Source organism: Shewanella halifaxensis HAW-EB4, from assembly GCF_000019185.1.
In the GTDB taxonomy this organism is placed as follows: Bacteria; Pseudomonadota; Gammaproteobacteria; order Enterobacterales; family Shewanellaceae; genus Shewanella; species Shewanella halifaxensis.
Genome location: NC_010334.1, coordinates 3,017,380 through 3,035,805, shown reverse-complemented (window position 1 = coordinate 3,035,805; position 18,426 = coordinate 3,017,380). Strand labels below are relative to the sequence as shown.

13 protein-coding genes and 1 tRNA gene are annotated in these 18,426 nt (G+C 44.5%); 9 read left to right on the top strand and 5 right to left on the bottom strand.

All coding sequences use genetic code 11. The features are described 5' to 3' along the window. Positions 1-54: 54 nt before the first annotated feature. Positions 55-2,208, bottom strand: a complete 2,154-nt coding sequence (locus SHAL_RS13080; RefSeq protein ID WP_041416004.1) for a diguanylate cyclase — start codon at positions 2,206-2,208, stop codon at positions 55-57. Positions 2,209-2,653: 445 nt separating this feature from the next. Here SHAL_RS13080 and SHAL_RS13075 point away from each other — a divergent pair, with 445 nt between their 5' ends. Continuing rightward, positions 2,654-2,878 carry a cytochrome c3 family protein gene (locus tag SHAL_RS13075; RefSeq protein ID WP_012277599.1) on the top strand — a complete coding sequence of 75 codons (225 nt, stop codon included), beginning with the start codon at positions 2,654-2,656 and terminating at the stop codon, positions 2,876-2,878. A 114-nt stretch (positions 2,879-2,992) separates the two neighbouring features. On the opposite strand, the gene SHAL_RS13070 is transcribed toward SHAL_RS13075, so the two are convergent. The 3 genes from SHAL_RS13070 to SHAL_RS13060 form a co-directional block, all read right to left on the bottom strand. Then, positions 2,993-3,069: transfer RNA gene (locus tag SHAL_RS13070), tRNA-Pro, on the bottom strand. A 136-nt stretch (positions 3,070-3,205) separates the two neighbouring features. Beyond that, positions 3,206-4,990, bottom strand: a complete 1,785-nt coding sequence (locus tag SHAL_RS13065) for a DUF3413 domain-containing protein (RefSeq protein WP_012277598.1) — start codon at positions 4,988-4,990, stop codon at positions 3,206-3,208. 78 nt (positions 4,991-5,068) lie between these two features. Next, positions 5,069-5,287: a YejL family protein gene (locus SHAL_RS13060; protein ID WP_012277597.1), complete on the bottom strand. Its 219-nt coding sequence runs from the start codon at positions 5,285-5,287 to the stop codon at positions 5,069-5,071. A 481-nt stretch (positions 5,288-5,768) separates the two neighbouring features. Here SHAL_RS13060 and yejK point away from each other — a divergent pair, with 481 nt between their 5' ends. The 3 genes from yejK (at position 5,769) to SHAL_RS13045 (ending at position 8,763) form a co-directional block, all read left to right on the top strand. After that, complete coding sequence (gene yejK, locus SHAL_RS13055; protein ID WP_012277596.1) at positions 5,769-6,797, top strand: nucleoid-associated protein YejK; 1,029 nt, start codon at positions 5,769-5,771, stop codon at positions 6,795-6,797. A gap of 211 nt (positions 6,798-7,008) precedes the next feature. After that, positions 7,009-7,899 carry a 6-carboxytetrahydropterin synthase gene (locus tag SHAL_RS13050; protein ID WP_012277595.1) on the top strand — a complete coding sequence of 297 codons (891 nt, stop codon included), beginning with the start codon at positions 7,009-7,011 and terminating at the stop codon, positions 7,897-7,899. 66 nt (positions 7,900-7,965) lie between these two features. Continuing rightward, a complete protein-coding gene (locus SHAL_RS13045; RefSeq protein ID WP_012277594.1) occupies positions 7,966-8,763 on the top strand; it encodes a M23 family metallopeptidase in 798 nt (265 codons plus the stop codon). A gap of 72 nt (positions 8,764-8,835) precedes the next feature. Here the strand turns inward: SHAL_RS13045 and SHAL_RS13040 are convergent, their stop codons facing one another. Continuing rightward, positions 8,836-9,342 carry a DUF2062 domain-containing protein gene (locus SHAL_RS13040; RefSeq protein ID WP_012277593.1) on the bottom strand — a complete coding sequence of 169 codons (507 nt, stop codon included), beginning with the start codon at positions 9,340-9,342 and terminating at the stop codon, positions 8,836-8,838. 31 nt (positions 9,343-9,373) lie between these two features. Between SHAL_RS13040 and SHAL_RS13035 the strand changes: the two genes are divergently transcribed. From SHAL_RS13035 to SHAL_RS13020, 5 genes are all read left to right on the top strand, one after another. Further along, positions 9,374-11,725, top strand: a complete 2,352-nt coding sequence (locus SHAL_RS13035; RefSeq protein WP_012277592.1) for a DNA internalization-related competence protein ComEC/Rec2 — start codon at positions 9,374-9,376, stop codon at positions 11,723-11,725. Positions 11,726-11,757: 32 nt separating this feature from the next. Further along, positions 11,758-13,581: a lipid A export permease/ATP-binding protein MsbA gene (gene msbA, locus SHAL_RS13030; protein WP_012277591.1), complete on the top strand. Its 1,824-nt coding sequence runs from the start codon at positions 11,758-11,760 to the stop codon at positions 13,579-13,581. Then, positions 13,582-14,574, top strand: a complete 993-nt coding sequence (lpxK, locus tag SHAL_RS13025) for a tetraacyldisaccharide 4'-kinase (RefSeq protein WP_012277590.1) — start codon at positions 13,582-13,584, stop codon at positions 14,572-14,574. Positions 14,575-14,585: 11 nt separating this feature from the next. Further along, a complete protein-coding gene (locus tag SHAL_RS22650) occupies positions 14,586-14,759 on the top strand; it encodes a Trm112 family protein (protein ID WP_012277589.1) in 174 nt (57 codons plus the stop codon). 524 nt (positions 14,760-15,283) lie between these two features. Continuing rightward, on the top strand, positions 15,284-18,319 hold the full coding sequence (locus SHAL_RS13020; RefSeq protein ID WP_012277588.1) for an Ig-like domain-containing protein: 3,036 nt from the start codon (positions 15,284-15,286) through the stop codon (positions 18,317-18,319). Positions 18,320-18,426 lie beyond the last annotated feature (107 nt).

The window sequence follows — 18,426 nt, the reverse complement described above, 5'->3', positions numbered from 1 at the left end:
AGCAATACATGACCTCCGCTCTAGGTTGTTGCTAGCAGGTTTTTGCCCTGTTCATTAATCTTTTAAGGTAGTGAAAACAAGTTTATTTCGGCCTGTCTCTTTGGCCTGATACAGGTTAGTGTCCGCTTGCTTAACCCATTCTTCCAGTGACGTGCTGAAAGTGCCATTACCTATAACAGCGCCTATGCTGGTGGTTACTTGGAACGGCTGCTTGCCCTTGATGATGATGTTCTCGAGTTTTCTTCTAAAGCTTTCTAAGTGATGCTCAATTTTTAGTGCATTACACAGAGGCATGATCAATAGAAACTCTTCGCCGCCGTATCTTACAATGATATCGGAGTCACGTTTAAACTCTTGCCTTAGCAGTTCGGCGATACGCTTAAGAGTCAGATCTCCGCCGTCATGACCGTATGTATCGTTAATGAACTTGAACTTATCAAGATCTAATAAGGCTATTGCAATAACCTCATCGCTCCGTTGGCAGAGCTCCTGAATAGCCGGAAATTTATCTTCAGCATAGCGGCGGTTATATAAACCTGTCAGCGGGTCTTTCTCGGCTAGCGCCTTTAATTTGCAATTCGCGTGTTCGAGCTCCAAAGTCCTTATCGCCACTTTCTCCTCAAGCTCTAGCTGATAGCTAATAAGTTGGCTTTTACTTTGCTGTAAGCGTTGAAACAAGGTGTAGATCTCTAGTGGGGAGTCATCATCTACCGCATATTCAATTCTCGCGCTCTCTGAGCTTGTACTGAATTTATTAGCGATGTTTTCCAGCGGTAAGGTTAGGCGAGAACTGATGACTCGGGAGAGGTAGATGGTAATTGATAGCGCGACAAATAAAATTGCAAATGTCGCTAAATACATGCCTTCGACTAATTCGACTAACGGCCTAAAAGGATTAAGAACAAAGAGTTGCCAATCATTTTGCAAGGTTACACTCGCATAGACGAATTCTGGTGCCACATTATCGTTCTGGGTGATATTGAGCATAGGAAACGGCGTAATATAGTTTTTACTGGGTAGCGAGTAACTAAACAGGGATAGTGGAGCAAGGCCGAGATTGTCACTGGCGTATATGATCCTTTTATTTTTATCTATCAGCACAATTGATTGATTATTGCTGTCGGTATTGGCGTTATCAATCGCTTTGAACTCATTTAAGTCTAATGAACCCTCGATGATCCCGATGGGGTGATGGGGCGTGTCTGCACGGTAGATAGGAGCACTAATCGCGACGATAGGATCATGACCAAAGCCTTTCCCCTGAAATACTGGCGAGGTAAAAGTGCGCTGATTGATAAAAGCTTGGATAAAATAGTTTCGATCTTGAATATTGATCTGTTTTCCTTGCACCTCATTGCTGGGAAGTAATGAGGCTGGACTGGCTCCTATAATAGTGCCGTCTCTATCGGCAAGTAACATAGTAATAAAGCCTGGGTAGTTATCATGTAACTGAGATAATAGAATCTGCTCTTCGGCCGTAGAGTGTTGGTTTAAGCTGAGCCACGCAGCCGCATTTTTAATGGCTCGGGTATGGGAGTCTAGGTAAGCTTGGGTTGATAGACCTAGATGGTCAGCGGAGTTTTCAATATTCTGGTAGAGCAAGGTTTGTTGGCGTTCGATAAATTGATTATTGAATAGCAATGCGGCTAATAGTAGGGCAATGGTAATGACCAGTGTAAAGGTATAAGTCAATTGCCCATTAAACGTACGCCGCTGTGTGTCTTTGATTTTGCTTTTAAACTGCCAAAAAGAGGGGGTTAAGATGACGAGCATTGAACCAATACTCGCATACACTAGGCCATTAATCCCTTGCTTTAGAATAATAAAAGCAATATGGCTACTGGGTAACTCTGAGAATAAAAAGACATATAGGTAAAATAGTGGCATACCTATAAATATCCAAAAGCCAAAGCTAGCATATAAAGCGTAGATATCTCGCCGTCTTGCAAATCCGAGGCAGAGAGCTTCAACACCAAATAATAGATAAACATGAGCGCTGTCCCAGGCGATCATTAGTCCTGTAACCGTTATTAGTGCTGTGTAGAGCGCATACCAAGGGCCAAACAATATCGCGACAATAACATAGGATACGTTGCCTAGGATCAGCTGTATGTTAGCGAATAGGTGAATTGGATACAGGTTGACTAGTAAGCCGATTAAACCTAAAACAGAGGCTAACAGTAATTTATTTTTTTCTATTTTCCACAAAAGAGCGCGCCTTTGTTTCTGATATGAGTTCTTATCTATTATCACTGAATTGCTTATTTACAATTTATTAACTTTAAAAGCCGATAGCAACCGTTAAATGTACAAAGATACGCGCACGGTTAAATTTTGAGCGCATTTATATATTAACTTTTCACAAAAATTAGCCGTAGGCTCGTTTTAGATATTTTAAAAAATAAAATTGCAAAGTCGACTATATGTCAGACCTTGCTCACATCCTTTACAAGTCATAGAGTTGTCATTCAGCTTTTGTTCAACTCAGTGGTTAAATTTAAGTTTCAGTTAAGGTTAATTCATATCATGGTAGGCAAGGGCTGCAGAGACTCTAAGTCTTTCATTTATTAAGCGGCACTAACAAAAATAAGCCTTAACAGTTCTGTGACACCACAAACATTAAGTGCGATAACTCCGATATTAAGGAATGCATATGAAATATTTAACTTTGGTTGCTGCGTTAGCGTTTTCTGCGTCAGCTATGGCTGTAAACTGTACTGACTGCCATGAAACAATTAATGTTGAAGAGCATACAGAGATGGAAGCAAGCATCGCGACTTGTAACGATTGCCACGATATGGCAAGCGCTCACGAACTAGATAAAGAAGTTCACACTCCTGAACTAACAATGAAAGAGTGTGCTGACTGTCACGAGTAAATACTCGGCAGTGATAAAAGCGCTGTAATTATTAATAATTACAGCGCTTTTTTATTTCAGTAGAAAAGTTCAGATACAAAAAAGCCAGCTAATAGCTGGCTTTTTTGTTTAATGTGGTCGGGATAACAGGATTTGAACCTGTGATCTCTTGTCCCCCAGACAAGCGCCTTACCGGACTAGGCCATATCCCGAGATATTCAACAGAACCCGTTATAGCAATGTATAACTAAGGGGGAGAGTTCTGAAGAGCCAGCACTTTATCAAGTCATTTTTGTTAACGCAAGCTCTTCATGGCTTTAAACGGTTCATTTGCTTAGTTTATAATCTTTAATGGATGTAGAGCCTACGTCCCTCGCGCATGACTTCAATCAGCTCAGGAGCGCTCAACTTCTTGTTTAAGCGCTTCTGATACTCACTATCGTAGATACGGTACTTACCGTGGCGGTCAATAACTGTGATTTCATGTTCTTGGTAAATTGCAAAAATGCGGTGATCACCAACGTAAACCCAAGTTTTATCACTTGGTTGCATCAGGCTCTGATCAGAACTGTAGTCTGAAGCGGGATTAGTGCAGCCTAGGGTTTGAGTCAAAATCGCGGGCACTAAACCATTGTGTGTGGTGCGATACTTGATCTGTTTAGGTGACTCTTCATTTGGCCAGTGAATAATCATCGGCACTCGAATACTATCGGGAGACAGGTTAACCCTCGCTTCGTCAGAGTTACTGGTAAACATCTTGCCATTCACCCCTGTGATCACCACCATGGTGCTTTCTGGTAAGCTACTAACGACCTGTTCAATCTGCTTGTCGATAAAGTTAAGCGATTGACGATACTGGTTAAATAGTACCTTTTGTGCGGGCTTTAACTTTGATGATGCTTGGACCGTTTTAATACCTAAGAAGCCAATTGGCGTGTCATAGCTCTCTGGTGATTTGAGATTGAGTAAGCTAAACCAAGGTTGCTTCACCGATTGTGTCCACTGCTGCCAGTTAGCAACGGATTGAAGATCAGATTTGGCATAGCTGTTGATATGCTCAGCATCGATGCGTTTAAAGTCGTTAAATATTGCTTGTGTCTCGGGTAGCGTATCTTGGGTGGTAAACAGCCCTAATTGATAACCTTTAGCTGCTAGCTCTTGGGTTAATACTGGACTTTGATAGTGCAGGTCAATCGCATTGGAATAGCTGCCTTGCAGACCATAGAGTAGGCTAAACATCCCGCTATTGAACTGGTTACCGCCACTGAGGTGTTGGGTAAAGTTCATATTTTGTTTTGCGTAAGAGGCAAGAAACGGCATCGTTGACTCATCGACAAGATCGGCGCGCAAGCTATCTACCGCAATGACTAATATATTGGGTTGGCTATCGGCACTACACTGCATCGGCGCTAAAGGGTACTGCAGGCTAGACCTAGGTTGTGTTTGATTTTTATGGTCTTGAATTCCTTCAATGCCGTAGCTTTCCATTAGGCTTTTTGCCGTCGCAGGGTAAGACAGCGGATAGGCATCATCGAAATGGGTAATCTCGGTGACATCTGCTGCGTCGCCCCAGATATGAATAAGATGGCTGGCGACAAAACAGATCCCCACGATGGCGACGACCTTGTTACCGACATTGCGCTTACGGATTTTTTCGATTCGCTTCCACAGGAAATTGGCGAGCGTGAGCTCTATCACCAAGATGGCAATAGGCGTAATAATGTATGAGGTGCCACGAAGTAGGGCATTTAAGTCTGCCCAGGCAAGGTCGAACACAAAGGGACTTAAGTGCAGACCATAATCGTCATAGATAACGGTATCGTAGAGTAGCAAACACAGGCTAAGAGTTGCGACTGTGGCGGCATAGCCTCTCAGAATTTTTGAATAAGGCAGTAACAGTGTGACTGGGAAGATAAAGACTAAATAGACCATAAAAGCTAAAAAGCTAAAATGGCCTATCGTGCTGATCACTAGGTAACCCCAGCCTATAAATGATTCAGGAAGTCCTATGGTGTCGAGATAGCGATAGCCAACGATAATGGCAAGTAATCCATTAATGAAGGCAAACCAGTGTCCCCAGCTTACTAAGCGTGAAACGCGATCACGTCCAATCTGTTTTTGTCGCTCAACCATGTTGATCCATTTATTGTTTAGGCGTTGTGAAGACTAATTGCTCGTGAATTAGCCTCAACGTGTTCAGCTTAATTTATCTTAGTTAGTTTTTACTGACTGCGACAATGCTTTAGCAAACTGCTCTGTGACCACTTTACGTGATTCCGCAGGAACTTTGTTCTGCAGTAAATGTGTTACGCAGTTACCTAGTGCCATCAAACTTAAGTCAGTTGGAGCTTGGTGCTTCTCTAGTACTGCGAGTAACTCAGCAATAATAGACTCTACTTGGGTATTAGAATATTTGGATTGAATAGCCATAATGATAAAGGTTCACTTTAAATCTTAATTAACGTCATATAATAACGGATTTTTTGCAGAAGCTCCGCACTTTTTATTCCCCTTTGCAGGATGAATACACGATTGAGCCACAGAGTTGCTCAAAAATCCCTGTTTATACTTTATCTACAGATTGGTTTTATATAAGTTTCGGTCATAGGCATTAACGGCTCTTTCTATCTGTGTCAGAGCGGCATTTCAAGTCGTTTGGTGCATTTTGTTTATGATTTATCAACAGAAATTTACAGTCTGGGACATAGCGCCATAAAAGGTTTTTTACTCTTGAGTCTTCATTCAAGATATATAGATTTTTAGCGGCTCTCTGGTATGATAGCCAACACCTGATTGTGGTCAGTAGCAGAGCAATAAACTGCGGCTATTTAGACTGCAAAATAACCGTTGTTTACATTTTTTAGAGCACAAGCCATTCGCTGCGCTCCTTGCCAAATTTTATCGAGGCTCAATGAGTATTAACGTCGAACAAGCAATTATCCACTCCATTTCGCAAGATGGTGAAGGTCAACTTAGTTGTCGATTACGTCCACAACCTTTGCTAAACAGTCAAGCGGTTGAGGCGATGCTAGAAGAGTTGCATCAAACTTACACCACAAAGGCGGGTAAAGGGTTTGGTCACTTTGGTATTAGTGGTGAAGATGGCGAAGCAAACACTAAGTTTGAAGACGCGCTAACCACCTATCGCAGCGGTGAGCTTGGCTTCGTTGAGTTCTCAGGCATTGCAGGTAAGTTGTTACAAGAAGAATTGTCTAAGTATGACTTCAGTACTGGTGGATTCTTACTGCTATCTTGCTACACCTATATGACAAGCGACTACTTGTTTGTATCTCTGCTTAACGCAAAATCATCGATGACTGTACTCGATGATATGGAGTTGTCGCAAAATACCCACTTAGATCTGAACAATGTGCAACTTGCTGCGCGAATCGATTTAACGGAGTGGCAGGCGGATCCTGACTCTAAAAAGTATATCTCTTTTGTTCGTGGCCGTGCGGGTCGTAAGGTTGCAGATTTCTTCTTGGACTTCATGGGCTGTGTCGAAGGGGTTAATATCAAGGCACAAAATAAATCTTTAATGAACGCAGTTGAAGATTTTGTTGGTAACAGTGAGCTGACTAAAGATGAGCGTCAGCAAGCCCGTGAGCGCGTATTCGATTATTGCACCGAACGTTGTGATGAAGGCGCATCAATACAGATTAAAGACTTAGCCGATGAACTCGCAGATCAAGGTGTGGACTCTTTTTATGATTTCGCTCAGGGCGGTGATTATGAGCTGGAAGAGGAGTTTCCTGGTGATAAACCAACCTTAAGACAGTTGAAGAAGTTCTCAGGTACTGGTGGTGGTGTCACGTTGAGTTTTGACGGCCAACATCTTGGTGAAAGGGTGATTTATGATCCTGTATCTGACACCATTATCATTAAAGGTGTACCAGCAAACCTTAAAGATCAGCTAGACCGTCGCCTTAAGGGGGAATAATCCTAAGCCATCAGTAGGTGGCTCCTTGTTCATAGCAAATCATGAATAGAGGCAAATTAACAAGCCGAACCATAAGTGTTCGGCTTGATCATTGTAAGCTAAAATTATTAAGAGAAGAGTCACCTTTACCGACTCTAGAGCACATTACCATCCTGCGGCCAATGCTGTATGGACTAAGACAGGTAGACTGTTTTTCTACCTAGGAGCGCAAATGCAACTATTTGTAAAAGATTTAACTGTTATCGATTTTTCTTACCTTTGCCCGATACGAGGCATGGTCGGTGAGAGCTGGATTGTCGATGTACTGCTTGATGGTGACTTAGATGAACAAAATATGGTGCTCGACTTTGCTAAAGTGAAGCGCACCATCAAACGCACCATAGATGATGTCGCCGATCACCGTTTATTGATCCCAACGGCCTGCGGTGAAGCGCGTTGGCAACAACAGGGGGACAGAGTATGGATGGACTTCTCTAGTCAGCAAGGTGATATTCATCTAGCCTGCCCGTCACAAGCATTTGCGCTGATCCCGAGTGAAATTATCGATTTTGAAAGTGTGAATAAGTTTCTACAGCAAGCTTTAAAACAAACCTTACCTGCGAATGTGGAAGGTATTTCGTTGACCCTAAGAAATGAAATGCATGATGCGCCGTATTACCACTACAGTCATGGTTTGAAAAAACACGACGGTAATTGCCAGCGTATTGCTCACGGACACCGTAGCCCTGTAACAGTATTTGAAAACGGCGTAGCAGCACCTAAATGGGATGAGTATTGGGCTAAACGTTGGAATGATATTTACCTCGCTACAGTAGAAGACCAAGTTGTCGTCGGTTCATTGTCTCTGTCTCCACAGACTGTGGTAAGCGATGAGACCCACTTTGGCTTCCATTACCAAACACCGCAAGGTGATTTTCAGTTAGCAATGCCTAAAGAGTGTTGCGACATCCTTCCACACGATACAACGGTTGAGTTATTGGCTGACTATATGGCACAAACTTTATCAGAGAAAGTCCCTAGCAGTGGTTTTAAAGTGATTGCTTATGAAGGGGTGGGTAAAGGGGCAATTGCTAGTAGAACGGCTTATAATACTGCCGATTAGAAAAGCACTTAAGGAGTGGCTTTGAGAGCATTTACGCACATCATCTTTACTGGTGTATTGACCAGTATGACGTTTCAGGCCAGCGCCGCCGTTGAACTAAACGGGGAGTTATCCCAAGGCGCGCTCGTCCGAGCAAAGGTGCAACCTGGCACTCAGGTATTTTTAAATGATTCACCGATAAAAGTGAATGCTCAAGGCCTGTTCACCTTTGGTTTCGCTAGAGAAGCAGAGCTTGAGCAGATGCTTAAGCTGGTTTATCCCGACGGTTTAACCGAACTTAAACCGTTAAAACTGAAGAAGCGCAAATACCGGATCCAGGAAGTTAATGGGATCAGTAAGAAGATCATGAAGCCCGATCCTAAGGCACAAGCGCGGGCAGCAAAGGACTCTAAGCAGGTTAAGGCCGCAAGGGCGCAATTTACGCAAAGTGATGCTTTTAACCAGCAATTTATCTGGCCATTAACCGGCAGGATCTCCGGCGTGTATGGCAGCCAGCGTATTTATAACGGTAAACCTGGCACACCACATTACGGTGTTGATGTGGCAGCTAAAACGGGGACTGTGGTTGTGGCACCTGCCGATGGTGTGATCTCTCTCTCTGTGCCAGATATGTTTTACTCTGGTGGCACCATGATTATTGATCATGGTTATGGCGTGAGCTCAAGCTTCTTACATTTGAGTAAGTTATATGTAAAAGAGGGGCAGCAGGTTAAGCAGGGTGATAAAGTGGCTGAGGTAGGCTCGACAGGCCGCTCGACTGGCCCACATCTCGATTGGCGAGTTAATTGGTATCAGGTGCGACTCGATCCAACGACTATCGTGCCTTCGATGAAGAGCGTTTTAGCCAAGCAAGATGCTAGATAGGCTCGTTCTTTTAAGCAATAAAAAAGCAGCCTAAATGGCTGCTTTTTTATTGGGAAATTTAAGTTGGCGTGCCTATTTATAGCGTTTTTTCCACTTAAATAATACAGAGTATTTCCAGAGGTTTTGTATTAAAAAGTAGCCCAATAGTGAGAAAATGCATGCAAGCACAATACAGCCAAGAAGAAACGGTGGACCAATGGTTTCAAGCGAGGCTTGGATCCAATGCCAACTAGCTTCGAAATTAAACGCCTGAGGTTCATGTCCTAATAGGGTCGCGCCTAAAAGGTAGGCGATATAAAACATAAAAGGCATGGTGATCGGGTTCGTGACCCACACTAGCGCAACGGCTAGGGGGAGGTTAACGTTAAATAAAATTGCCAATGCGGCGGCCAATACCATTTGAAATGGCATCGGGATCCACGCGACAAATAGGCCTACGGCGAAGGCACCGGGGGCTGAACGACGATTTAAGGTCCATAAATTGGGTTTTAGTAGTAGATCGCCAAACATGCGCAAGTGTTTGTGTTCGCGCAGTGTTTCTGGCTTCGGCATAAACTTTTCAATTATTTTTTTTGGCATAACTTCAATTTGCTGTCTTAACTTACTCACTATGAATCGATTTATGTGCGGCTACTGCATCACTATTGTTTCAGCGTTGCTTTGGCCCTCTCTACCTACTCTCTATATTCTGCCTGTACTTATCGTTGTGGCTATTATCGCGTGTAAGCGTGTGCCGTTTATCGCTGGCAGCCTGTTTGCAATTAGTTGGATTAGCCTGTTTTATTCACTATTAATGGGTTGGAATACAGATGAACGAGTCGATACATTGAATGTCGAGTCTGAGATCATATCATTTGTTCATACAAACGGCGACCGGATCAGTATGGATATTGTGCTTATCGATTCGGTTTTTTCCCATATTGTTAATCGAAAGCTGAGGTTAACTTGGCGTGACGCTCCGCCCGTAGCACCAGGTCAGCGCTGGTTGTTAACCATAAAGCCCAAGTCCATCACCAGCATGTTAAATCAGGGCGGTTTTAACCAACAAAAGAATTTGCTCGCTAAACATATTATAGGAAAAGGTTGGGTTGTTAGTGGGAAGTTGTTAAGAAACGAGCCTGATTATCGTACAAGATTAATTTCAGCGCTGAAATCTGTGTTGGTCGATGACGCTAGTGGCGATCTGTTACTTGCGCTGGTGGCCGGAGATAGGAGCCTTATTTCATCAGCACGTTGGCAACAGCTCAGAAATACGGGAACGGGTCATCTGTTTGCTATCTCAGGTTTACACCTTTCGGTGGTATCGCTTTGGTTGTTGATCCTTACTCGCTTTTTCTTGTATCGATACTCGGCGGTAAATACTCGCCGAAATTGGTTGTTGTGTTTGGTTATCTCTGCTCTGGGCGCAATCGCCTACGCATACCTTGCGGGTTTTTCTGTTTCGACACAAAGAGCGCTGATCATGTTGCTGGCGTTTATCTGTTTTAGCGCATTGAAAACACACTCCTCAAGTTGGGAGCGGCTACTCTATGCACTCTTTATCGTCTTAGTTCTTGACCCCTTGAGCATGCTTAGTGCTGGTTTTTGGCTATCTTTTAGCGCCTTGGCGATTATCTTACTCACTGTGACTCAGTATCGGTTTAGTGATGAAGCGGGTTCCAATATCGGCCTGTCACCAAGCGAGAGTGTTGCCACAAGTTGGAATTTGACTCTATGGAGCAAGCTTCGTATGGCGGCCCTCTCTTTTTGGGCGGTACAGTGGCGTTTAACCCTTGGGTTATGTGTGGTTCAGGCTATCTTTTTTTCCGGAGCATCAATGGCCAGCCTAGTCGTCAATCTGCTGTTAGTCCCTTGGTTTACCTTGCTGCTTATCCCTATAAGTCTGTTGTCATTATTGGTTTTTATTCTGCTAACCAACTTTGGTATATCGGCGCCGGGAGTATTTGTCCTTGCGGCTTATGCTATGTCGCCTGTGGTCAGTATATTGAACTACAGTAGTTCTGTTGATTTTGTGTGGCTCGATCTCGCCAATGAGGTTATCGCTGCTTTGATGGTTGCATTAATAGGCCTTTACCTTACGGTCAATTTTAAACAATGGCCATGGCGGATCCTACTGTCGGTGATGTTCATTCCCTTATTGCTCACGATACTGTTTAGATTGATGCCCATTGACGATAAGCGCTGGCAAGTTCACCTGCTCGATGTGGGCCAAGGTCTCTCGCTCGTTATTGAGCAGGGCAAGCGAGCCATTATTTATGATACAGGCGCCCGTTATGGCAAAAACTTTAGTTATGCTGAGCGGGCACTGCAGCCATTTCTCAAAAGTAGGGGGCTTGGGCATATCGATTACCTTGTTGTGAGTCATGGTGACAATGATCATTCTGGCGGCGCCGCTTATATCATTGATAATTACCCCGATGCCGAGGTGATTTCAGATTTGCCTCTTCAGCAACATGATTGCAGACCCAAGACACTGTTTTGGCAGGGGCTGAGACTCGAGATATTGGCGCCCTATGTGCCTAAATCGGGTAATAACGGTTCATGTGTGATTCGAGTGAGTGATGCTGATAACAGCGTATTATTAACGGGGGATATAGAGCAGCAGGCTGAGTATCGATTGCTTGAAATGACAAAGAGTCATGACCTCATTCTACAGAGTCGATTGTTAATAGCCCCTCATCATGGTAGTAAGACCTCATCGACCGAATCATTTATTGATGCCGTCTCTCCTGAGCTGGTTTTGTTTCCAGCAGGCTTTCGAAACCGCTATGGCTTTCCTAACAAAGAGGTCATTGCACGCTATCAGCAACGGGATATTTTAACTCTCACGGCTGGGATGCAGGGGCAGGTCAGTGTTTTATTTGACCAAGAAAGTATGAAAGTTCGTACATATCGTTCAGATTTTGCACCATTTTGGTATAACCAAGTGTTTAGGTTTGGTCAGATTAAAAATCCAGAGTAGAATGCTTCTTTTGCCAATATGTTAATCTCTCAATGACAACATCTCCTAAAAATGAAGTCTGGACTGTATTTAAGCGCCTGTTAGGCTATTTAAAGCCTCTTAAAACAGTGTTAGCTTTTGCCATCATTGGCCTTGCAATGTACGCCCTTGTCGATGCCACTTTTATTGCGGTGATTAAACCTTTCATCGATGAAGGCTTCGGCGGTCAAGCTGGACAGGCGGCTCAAGCTGCTGGTGGCATAAGTAGTTTAGACTTAGGCACGAGCGGTGGTTTCAACTCATCGAGTGATGTCCTATTGATGGCACCGTTTGTGGTTATCGGACTATTCTCGCTTCGCGGTCTGGCAAACTTCCTATCGACTTACTGTATATCCTACATGAGTGCGCGGGTGATCATGGATATGCGCCAAGAGGTGTTTGAGCATTACCTGACTCTACCTGTGAGCTACATAGATAAAGAAAACACTGGTAACCTTATCTCTCGTGTCACCTATGACACAGAGCAGATCGCGCGCGCGTCGGGCAGTGCGCTTATCACTATCGTTCGTGACAGTATTACTGTTGTCGGCATGATTGCAATCATGTTCTATTTCTCTTGGAAATTGTCTTTGGTTATCTTGGTTGTAGGCCCCATTATCGGTGTGGTGATTACTGTCGTCAGCCGCCGCTTTAGAAAAGTCTCTAAGCAGATCCAAACCGCAATGGGTGGTGTGACGGCTGCGACTGAGCAGATGATCAAAGGCCATAAGAACGTATTGTCTTTTGGCGGACAAGAAACAGAAGCCCAGCGCTTTGCTAAAGTGAACGATCAAAATCGTTATCAAACAATGAAACTGGCTACGGCGCAAGCGATTAGTCAGCCAGTCGTGATGATTATTGGCTCATTTGCATTGGCATTTGTTTTATATGCCGCAAGTATCGAAAGCATGAAAGCTGAGCTAACAGCGGGTACTTTTGCCACCATATTAGGTGCCATGCTTGCCATGCTACAGCCGATTAAAAACCTCACCCGTGTTAACGCAGAATTTCAGCGCGGTATTGCCGCCTGTACCACGGTATTTGAGTTACTCGATACAGAGCCAGAAAGTGATACGGGAACGTTGGAAGTTGACCGTGTTAAAGGTGAGCTGGCCTTTAACAACGTGGACTTTAGTTATCCAGGCCACGAGAAACTGGCACTTAATGGCATCGACTTTAAAGTTGAGCAAGGGCAAACCTTGGCCTTAGTGGGACGTTCAGGCTCTGGTAAGTCGACCATCGCAAGCTTAATCACTCGCTTCTACACCGGTCTTAAGGCGGGTGAAATTACGCTTGATGGTCACAATATCAATGATTACAAACTGAAGTCGCTGCGAAGCCAAGTTGCGTTAGTGTCACAGCAAGTGACGCTGTTTAATGACAGCATCGCTAATAACATCGCTTATGCTTACCCAGGCGTGGCGACTAAAGAGCAGATCATCGAAGCGGCGACACTCGCTCATGCTATGGAGTTTATCGAGCCTATGCCTGAAGGGTTAGATACCCAAATTGGTGAGAATGGCGTGATGCTCTCTGGTGGGCAAAGACAGCGAATTGCCATTGCACGAGCAATACTACGTAACTCGCCCGTGCTTATACTTGATGAAGCAACCTCTGCACTTGATACTGAGTCAGAAAAGGCGATTCAGCAAGGGCTTGATAACCTACGTCAAAACCGAACCTCTATCGTGATTGCCCACCGTTTGTCGACCATTGAAAGCGCCGATCAAATTCTTGTGGTTGATCAGGGACAGATTGTAGAGCGTGGCACTCATGTATCCTTGCTTGCTAAGGGTGGCGTTTACGCCAACCTGTATCAGATGCAGTTTGGTAGCTAGATGCAATCTTGGGTTAATAAATTATGGTATCAAGGCCATCCGCTTAGGTTTGCGTTATGGCCTCTGTCTCTACTATTTGGCTTTGTCACTTGGCTAAGACGTGTACTTTTTAGTTTAGGGCTCAAAAAAGCGGCTAAATTGCCAGTTCCCGTGATTATTGTGGGAAACATTACCGTTGGCGGCAGCGGTAAAACACCAACGGTTATCTACCTGATTGAGTTATTAAGAAAGCACGGTTTAAAGCCAGGAGTCATTAGTCGTGGCTATGGTGTCGAGATTGATGGCGTCAGAGCCGTTTTGTCTGGAGATCGCGCCGATAGCGTTGGCGATGAGCCTGCGATGATCGTGGCACGAACTCAAGTGCCTATGCTCGTGGGGGCGAAACGTATCGATGCTGCTAATCTGCTGCTATCTGAGTTTGATGTCGATATTATTATTAGTGATGATGGACTGCAGCATTACCAACTCGCCCGAGATATCGAGCTGGTCATACTCGATGGTGAGCGCCGTTTAGGTAATGGTATGTTGTTGCCTGCGGGGCCACTGCGCGAAGGACCTTGGCGTTTACAAAACGTTGACCATGTCATCGTTAATGGTGGTAAGGCGTTGCAAGGAGAAGTGCAGATGACATTGCAGCCATCAGCATGGCTACCCGTGTCGACTAAACATAATGCTGGAGAGCCTCCAAGTAAAGATTCGCCGCTGGTGGCGATGGCGGGGATTGGCAATCCACAGCGTTTCTTCGATACATTAGCGCAGCAGGGGTATCAAGTGGAGCATACTCAAACATTTGACGATCATAGTGCATACAGTGAGTCAGTGCTCAATGAACTGGCAAGCGGTCGCATGTTGGTCATGACTGAAAAAGATGCGGTGAAATGTCGCGATTTCGCAAAAGATAACTGGTGGTATCTCGCAGTAGATGCGAAGCTATCCGCCTCGTTTGATCAACAACTACTCGCTAAAATCGATCGGTTAGTAGCAGATAAGTAAAGGTATTCTAAATGGCATTTGATAAAAAATTACTCGAAATTGTTGCGTGTCCAGTGTGCAAAGGCAAGCTTGAATACAATAAAGAAGCGCAACAGTTGATCTGTAAAGCAGATAGACTCGTTTATCCGATTAATGATGGTATTCCAGTGCTATTAGAGAACAAAGCTGAGCCCTTAATCGAGTAAGTTTAGCAATCCTTAAAAAGCGCCTCTATGGCGCTTTTTTACATTAGATAGCTAAAAACTAATATCTAAACTCTAAACTCTAAACTCTAAACTCTAAACTCTAAACTCTAAACTCTAAACTCTAAAATTGAGCTTTATCCTATTTTATTATAGGGTTGGGGATAATCGCTGCATTAGAGCTACTTTCATTAAAACTCAAGTCTCATAAAAGCCTAAGTAAATCCTCGTATAAACTCTCGCCATCAAGCTTCTTTTTTGAACGAATGTCGCTTATCAATTACTTAGGCGTATAGTTGGTTAAAAAACACGCGATCGATCAAAAAATGATCAATTCTTGTTTGTAATTTAACCTGGCGCTTTGGTAGTATGCCGCCAGGTTGCTCTGGTCAAACCTAGAGCTAGCAAGGGTTTGTGCCCTTTGCTTTATGATTATTTATTGATTTTCATACCGATAATACCAAAATGAGAAATCTGTCGTTAGGCAGGTTTAAATAAGTACGTTCGACTCTTAGGGGTAATGATATTTGAACAACAAAAATGTCAAATTGGCAGCGCGTTCGGCTGCCACAATTTTGAAGCTATCGGCCACTACATTGTTGACCTTTTCAGCTTTCACTTTTTCAGTTGCTTCAACTGCTGCACCCACATCTAATGCTCATAGTTATGCTCAAGGTGATACTCAAAAGAAGGGATCAAATCCTCATAAGCAACGGGTTGAAGATCAGACCTTGCAGCTTGCCAGTCGTATGGCTGAGTTTCGTCAAGCGAGTAAATCAAACAAGCAGCAGCTTAAGCAAGAATTAATCGCTCATACTACAGCCCGTCAGCAATTGCTCAACGATTTGGTTAAAACCAATCCTCAAGCGGCCGTTCGTGCAGTACTCCCTGAAGCAGCTAGAGCGGGTATGCCAAAAGAAGTTTTGGCCATGCTGACTCAAAAGCGTGAGCTTACTGGTGAGCTGGAACTGTCATATGTTGATTATGAGGACGGTAGTCACAGCCAGCTACGTCACACGTTAATAACTGATAATGGCTCGGTAGAGTTGCACCTTCCTAAAGGGGCAAAGTTTGAGCAACTGAAAACTGGCGTTCAAATTAAGGCTAAAGGCTGGATGTTTAAAGGGGACAGTGCTGAGCAAGTTGAATCTAGTGCGTTAGTGCTTAACGATGATGGCGATAGTTTGCAGCTTCTCGCTGCCACTAATATAACGAGCGTTTCGGCATCTAGTTTACCTAATACTATTGGTGAGCAGCGCACACTGGTTATTCTGGTTAACTTTCAAAACAACACCCGTCAGCCTTGGACTAAAGAAGAGGCGCAGGAGCTCGTCTTTGGTACGGTCAACGACTATTACCAAGAAGCATCTTACGGTCAGACTTGGTTAAGTGGCGATGTGCAGGGTTATTTTACGCTGCCTATCGATGCAACATGTAGAACTAACGATATCGATAACTATGGCCGTCAGGCGGTTGTCGATAGTGGTGTCGACGTTTCTGGCTATGATCGCTGGGTGTATATCTATCCAGAGAATTCAGATTGTGGTTGGACTGGTCAGGGGACGATTGGCGGAAGCCCATCGCGTGCCTTTATCAACGGCTCAATGACATTGCGTACCGTTGGCCATGAAATGGGACATAATTTGGGGCTATATCATGCTAAGGATTATGACTGCTCTGAGGGCGTATTAACGGGTCGTTGTATGTCATTTGAGTATGGCGACACCATGGATATTATGGGTAAATCAGAAGTAACGGGTCATTTCAATGCGTTTAGCAAGCAGCAACTTGGTTGGATAACACCAGCTGCTGGAGGGATTGTTACTGCTGAAAATGATGGTAGCTACCTGCTTGAGCCCTATGAAACAGTGCCTGCTGGTAATGCCAAGGGACTAAAGGTGCGACGTGGTACCGATGCCGATACAGGGTTGCCGCTGTGGTATTACCTTGAGTATCGTCAGGCGATAGGTTTCGATGATTTTCTTGCGGGTAAAAATGGTATTACCGATGGTGTGGTATTACATCTAGCGACAGAAAACGATATGCAGAGTAATCTGCTCATTGATATGACGCCTAATAGTGGTATTTATGATTTTGATGATGCCGCTTTGTTGGCGGGGACGAGTTACACCGATCCTGATGCTGGCGTAACCATTACCACTGAGTGGGCCGATGCTTCGGGCGCCAGCGTCAGTGTTAGCTATTCGGGCCTAAGCTGCGTCAAGGCAAATCCGAGTTTGTCATTGCTGCCTAATGAAAGTGCTTGGGTAGAGGCGGGAACGCTTGTGGCCTATAGTGCCTCGGTAACCAATAATGACAGTACAGGCTGTGCAACATCTGATTATAACGTATCTGCTGTTGTGCCCAGTGGTTGGGTAGTGACACAAAATAGTCTCAGCTTAGCGCCAGGGGCGAGTGGTACGGTGAGCTTGAATGTGAGTTCGGCTGAAACTACTCGCGATGGTTTCTACGATATCGCCATAACGGCGGTTGACCGTAGTGACAGCGAGTACGCTAAGACTGGCATAGTCAGCTATGTTGTTGACTCACCTATTGAAGCCTGCGTAATGGCAAGTCCAAGATTTGTGTTGTCGGTCGATAACAGTGGTGAACTGGCTCCGGGAGAGATTGCAACCTATCGCGGAACCATCACCAGTCAAGATAGCAGCAGTTGTGCAAGTAGTGATTTTGATGTGACAGCAAATGTTCCAGCTGGTTGGAGAGCTGACAGCCTTGGGGTGAGTCTCGCACCCGGTGAGAGTCGCAATATTAGTTTGAATGTCGAATCATCGACTGTCGCACAAGATGGCACCTATGATTTCGATATGAGTGCACAAAATCACCTAGATAATCGCTATATTGGCAACGATAACGCAAGTTATACGGTCGCAAAGCCGCTACCAACGTGTACATTAGCCGCGCCAATTATTGTGGTATCTAACCCTCAAGGGGCGGAAGTCACAGCGGGTACTCAAGTGAGTTATAGTGCAACTGTGACTAGCCAAGATAGTGAGGCGTGTTCAGAGGCTGTATTTACTCTATTTGCCGATGTGCCAACAGGGTGGAGTGCAAGCCAGGCACGGGTGACTTTGGCGCCTGGAGCCAGTACCGTTGTGGATATTAACATTACATCGGATACTGAGGCCGAGGCTGGATCATTTAATATTGGCCTTAATGCTCAGAATGCGAGTGCAACTGAATATTTAGGTAAAGCTAGTGTGAGCTATACGGTTAAGTCGGCTGCTAATACGGCTCCCGTGGCGGTCAGTGATAGTGTGACGATGTCTTCAAAGACATCTGTGGTTATCGATGTGCTAGCCAATGACTGGGATGCAGAGAATGATGAGCTAACGATTGTTTCAGTGAGTCAGGGGGCAAAGGGAAGTGTACAGGTTAATGGCAGTGGTCAAGTGATATATTCACCAGCAAAGAGCTTTAAGAGTAGTGACAGTTTTAGCTATACCATCAGCGATGGCGATAAGACGGCAACCGCCTCTGTTAGTTTGAGTCTAGCAAGCTCTGGCGGTGGCGGCGGAAACGGCCATGGTAACGGGAAAAAATAACCTTTGTTCTGGTTTTGCTATTAAGTTCATCATCCTAGATTGTGATATATAATATCAATCGGTATAAAGAGGGCGACGGTATTAACCGTCGCCCTCTTGTCATTTCA

Coding starts and splice junctions, on each gene's coding strand:
- SHAL_RS13040 (WP_012277593.1), bottom strand. CDS start 9,342: ATGCCAAAAAAAATAATTGAAAAGTTTATGCCGAAGCCAGAAACACTG.
- yejK (WP_012277596.1), top strand. CDS start 5,769: ATGAGTATTAACGTCGAACAAGCAATTATCCACTCCATTTCGCAAGAT.
- SHAL_RS13065 (WP_012277598.1), bottom strand. CDS start 4,990: ATGGTTGAGCGACAAAAACAGATTGGACGTGATCGCGTTTCACGCTTA.
- SHAL_RS13060 (WP_012277597.1), bottom strand. CDS start 5,287: ATGGCTATTCAATCCAAATATTCTAATACCCAAGTAGAGTCTATTATT.
- SHAL_RS13075 (WP_012277599.1), top strand. CDS start 2,654: ATGAAATATTTAACTTTGGTTGCTGCGTTAGCGTTTTCTGCGTCAGCT.
- SHAL_RS13035 (WP_012277592.1), top strand. CDS start 9,374: ATGAATCGATTTATGTGCGGCTACTGCATCACTATTGTTTCAGCGTTG.
- lpxK (WP_012277590.1), top strand. CDS start 13,582: ATGCAATCTTGGGTTAATAAATTATGGTATCAAGGCCATCCGCTTAGG.
- msbA (WP_012277591.1), top strand. CDS start 11,758: ATGACAACATCTCCTAAAAATGAAGTCTGGACTGTATTTAAGCGCCTG.
- SHAL_RS13045 (WP_012277594.1), top strand. CDS start 7,966: ATGACGTTTCAGGCCAGCGCCGCCGTTGAACTAAACGGGGAGTTATCC.
- SHAL_RS22650 (WP_012277589.1), top strand. CDS start 14,586: ATGGCATTTGATAAAAAATTACTCGAAATTGTTGCGTGTCCAGTGTGC.
- SHAL_RS13050 (WP_012277595.1), top strand. CDS start 7,009: ATGCAACTATTTGTAAAAGATTTAACTGTTATCGATTTTTCTTACCTT.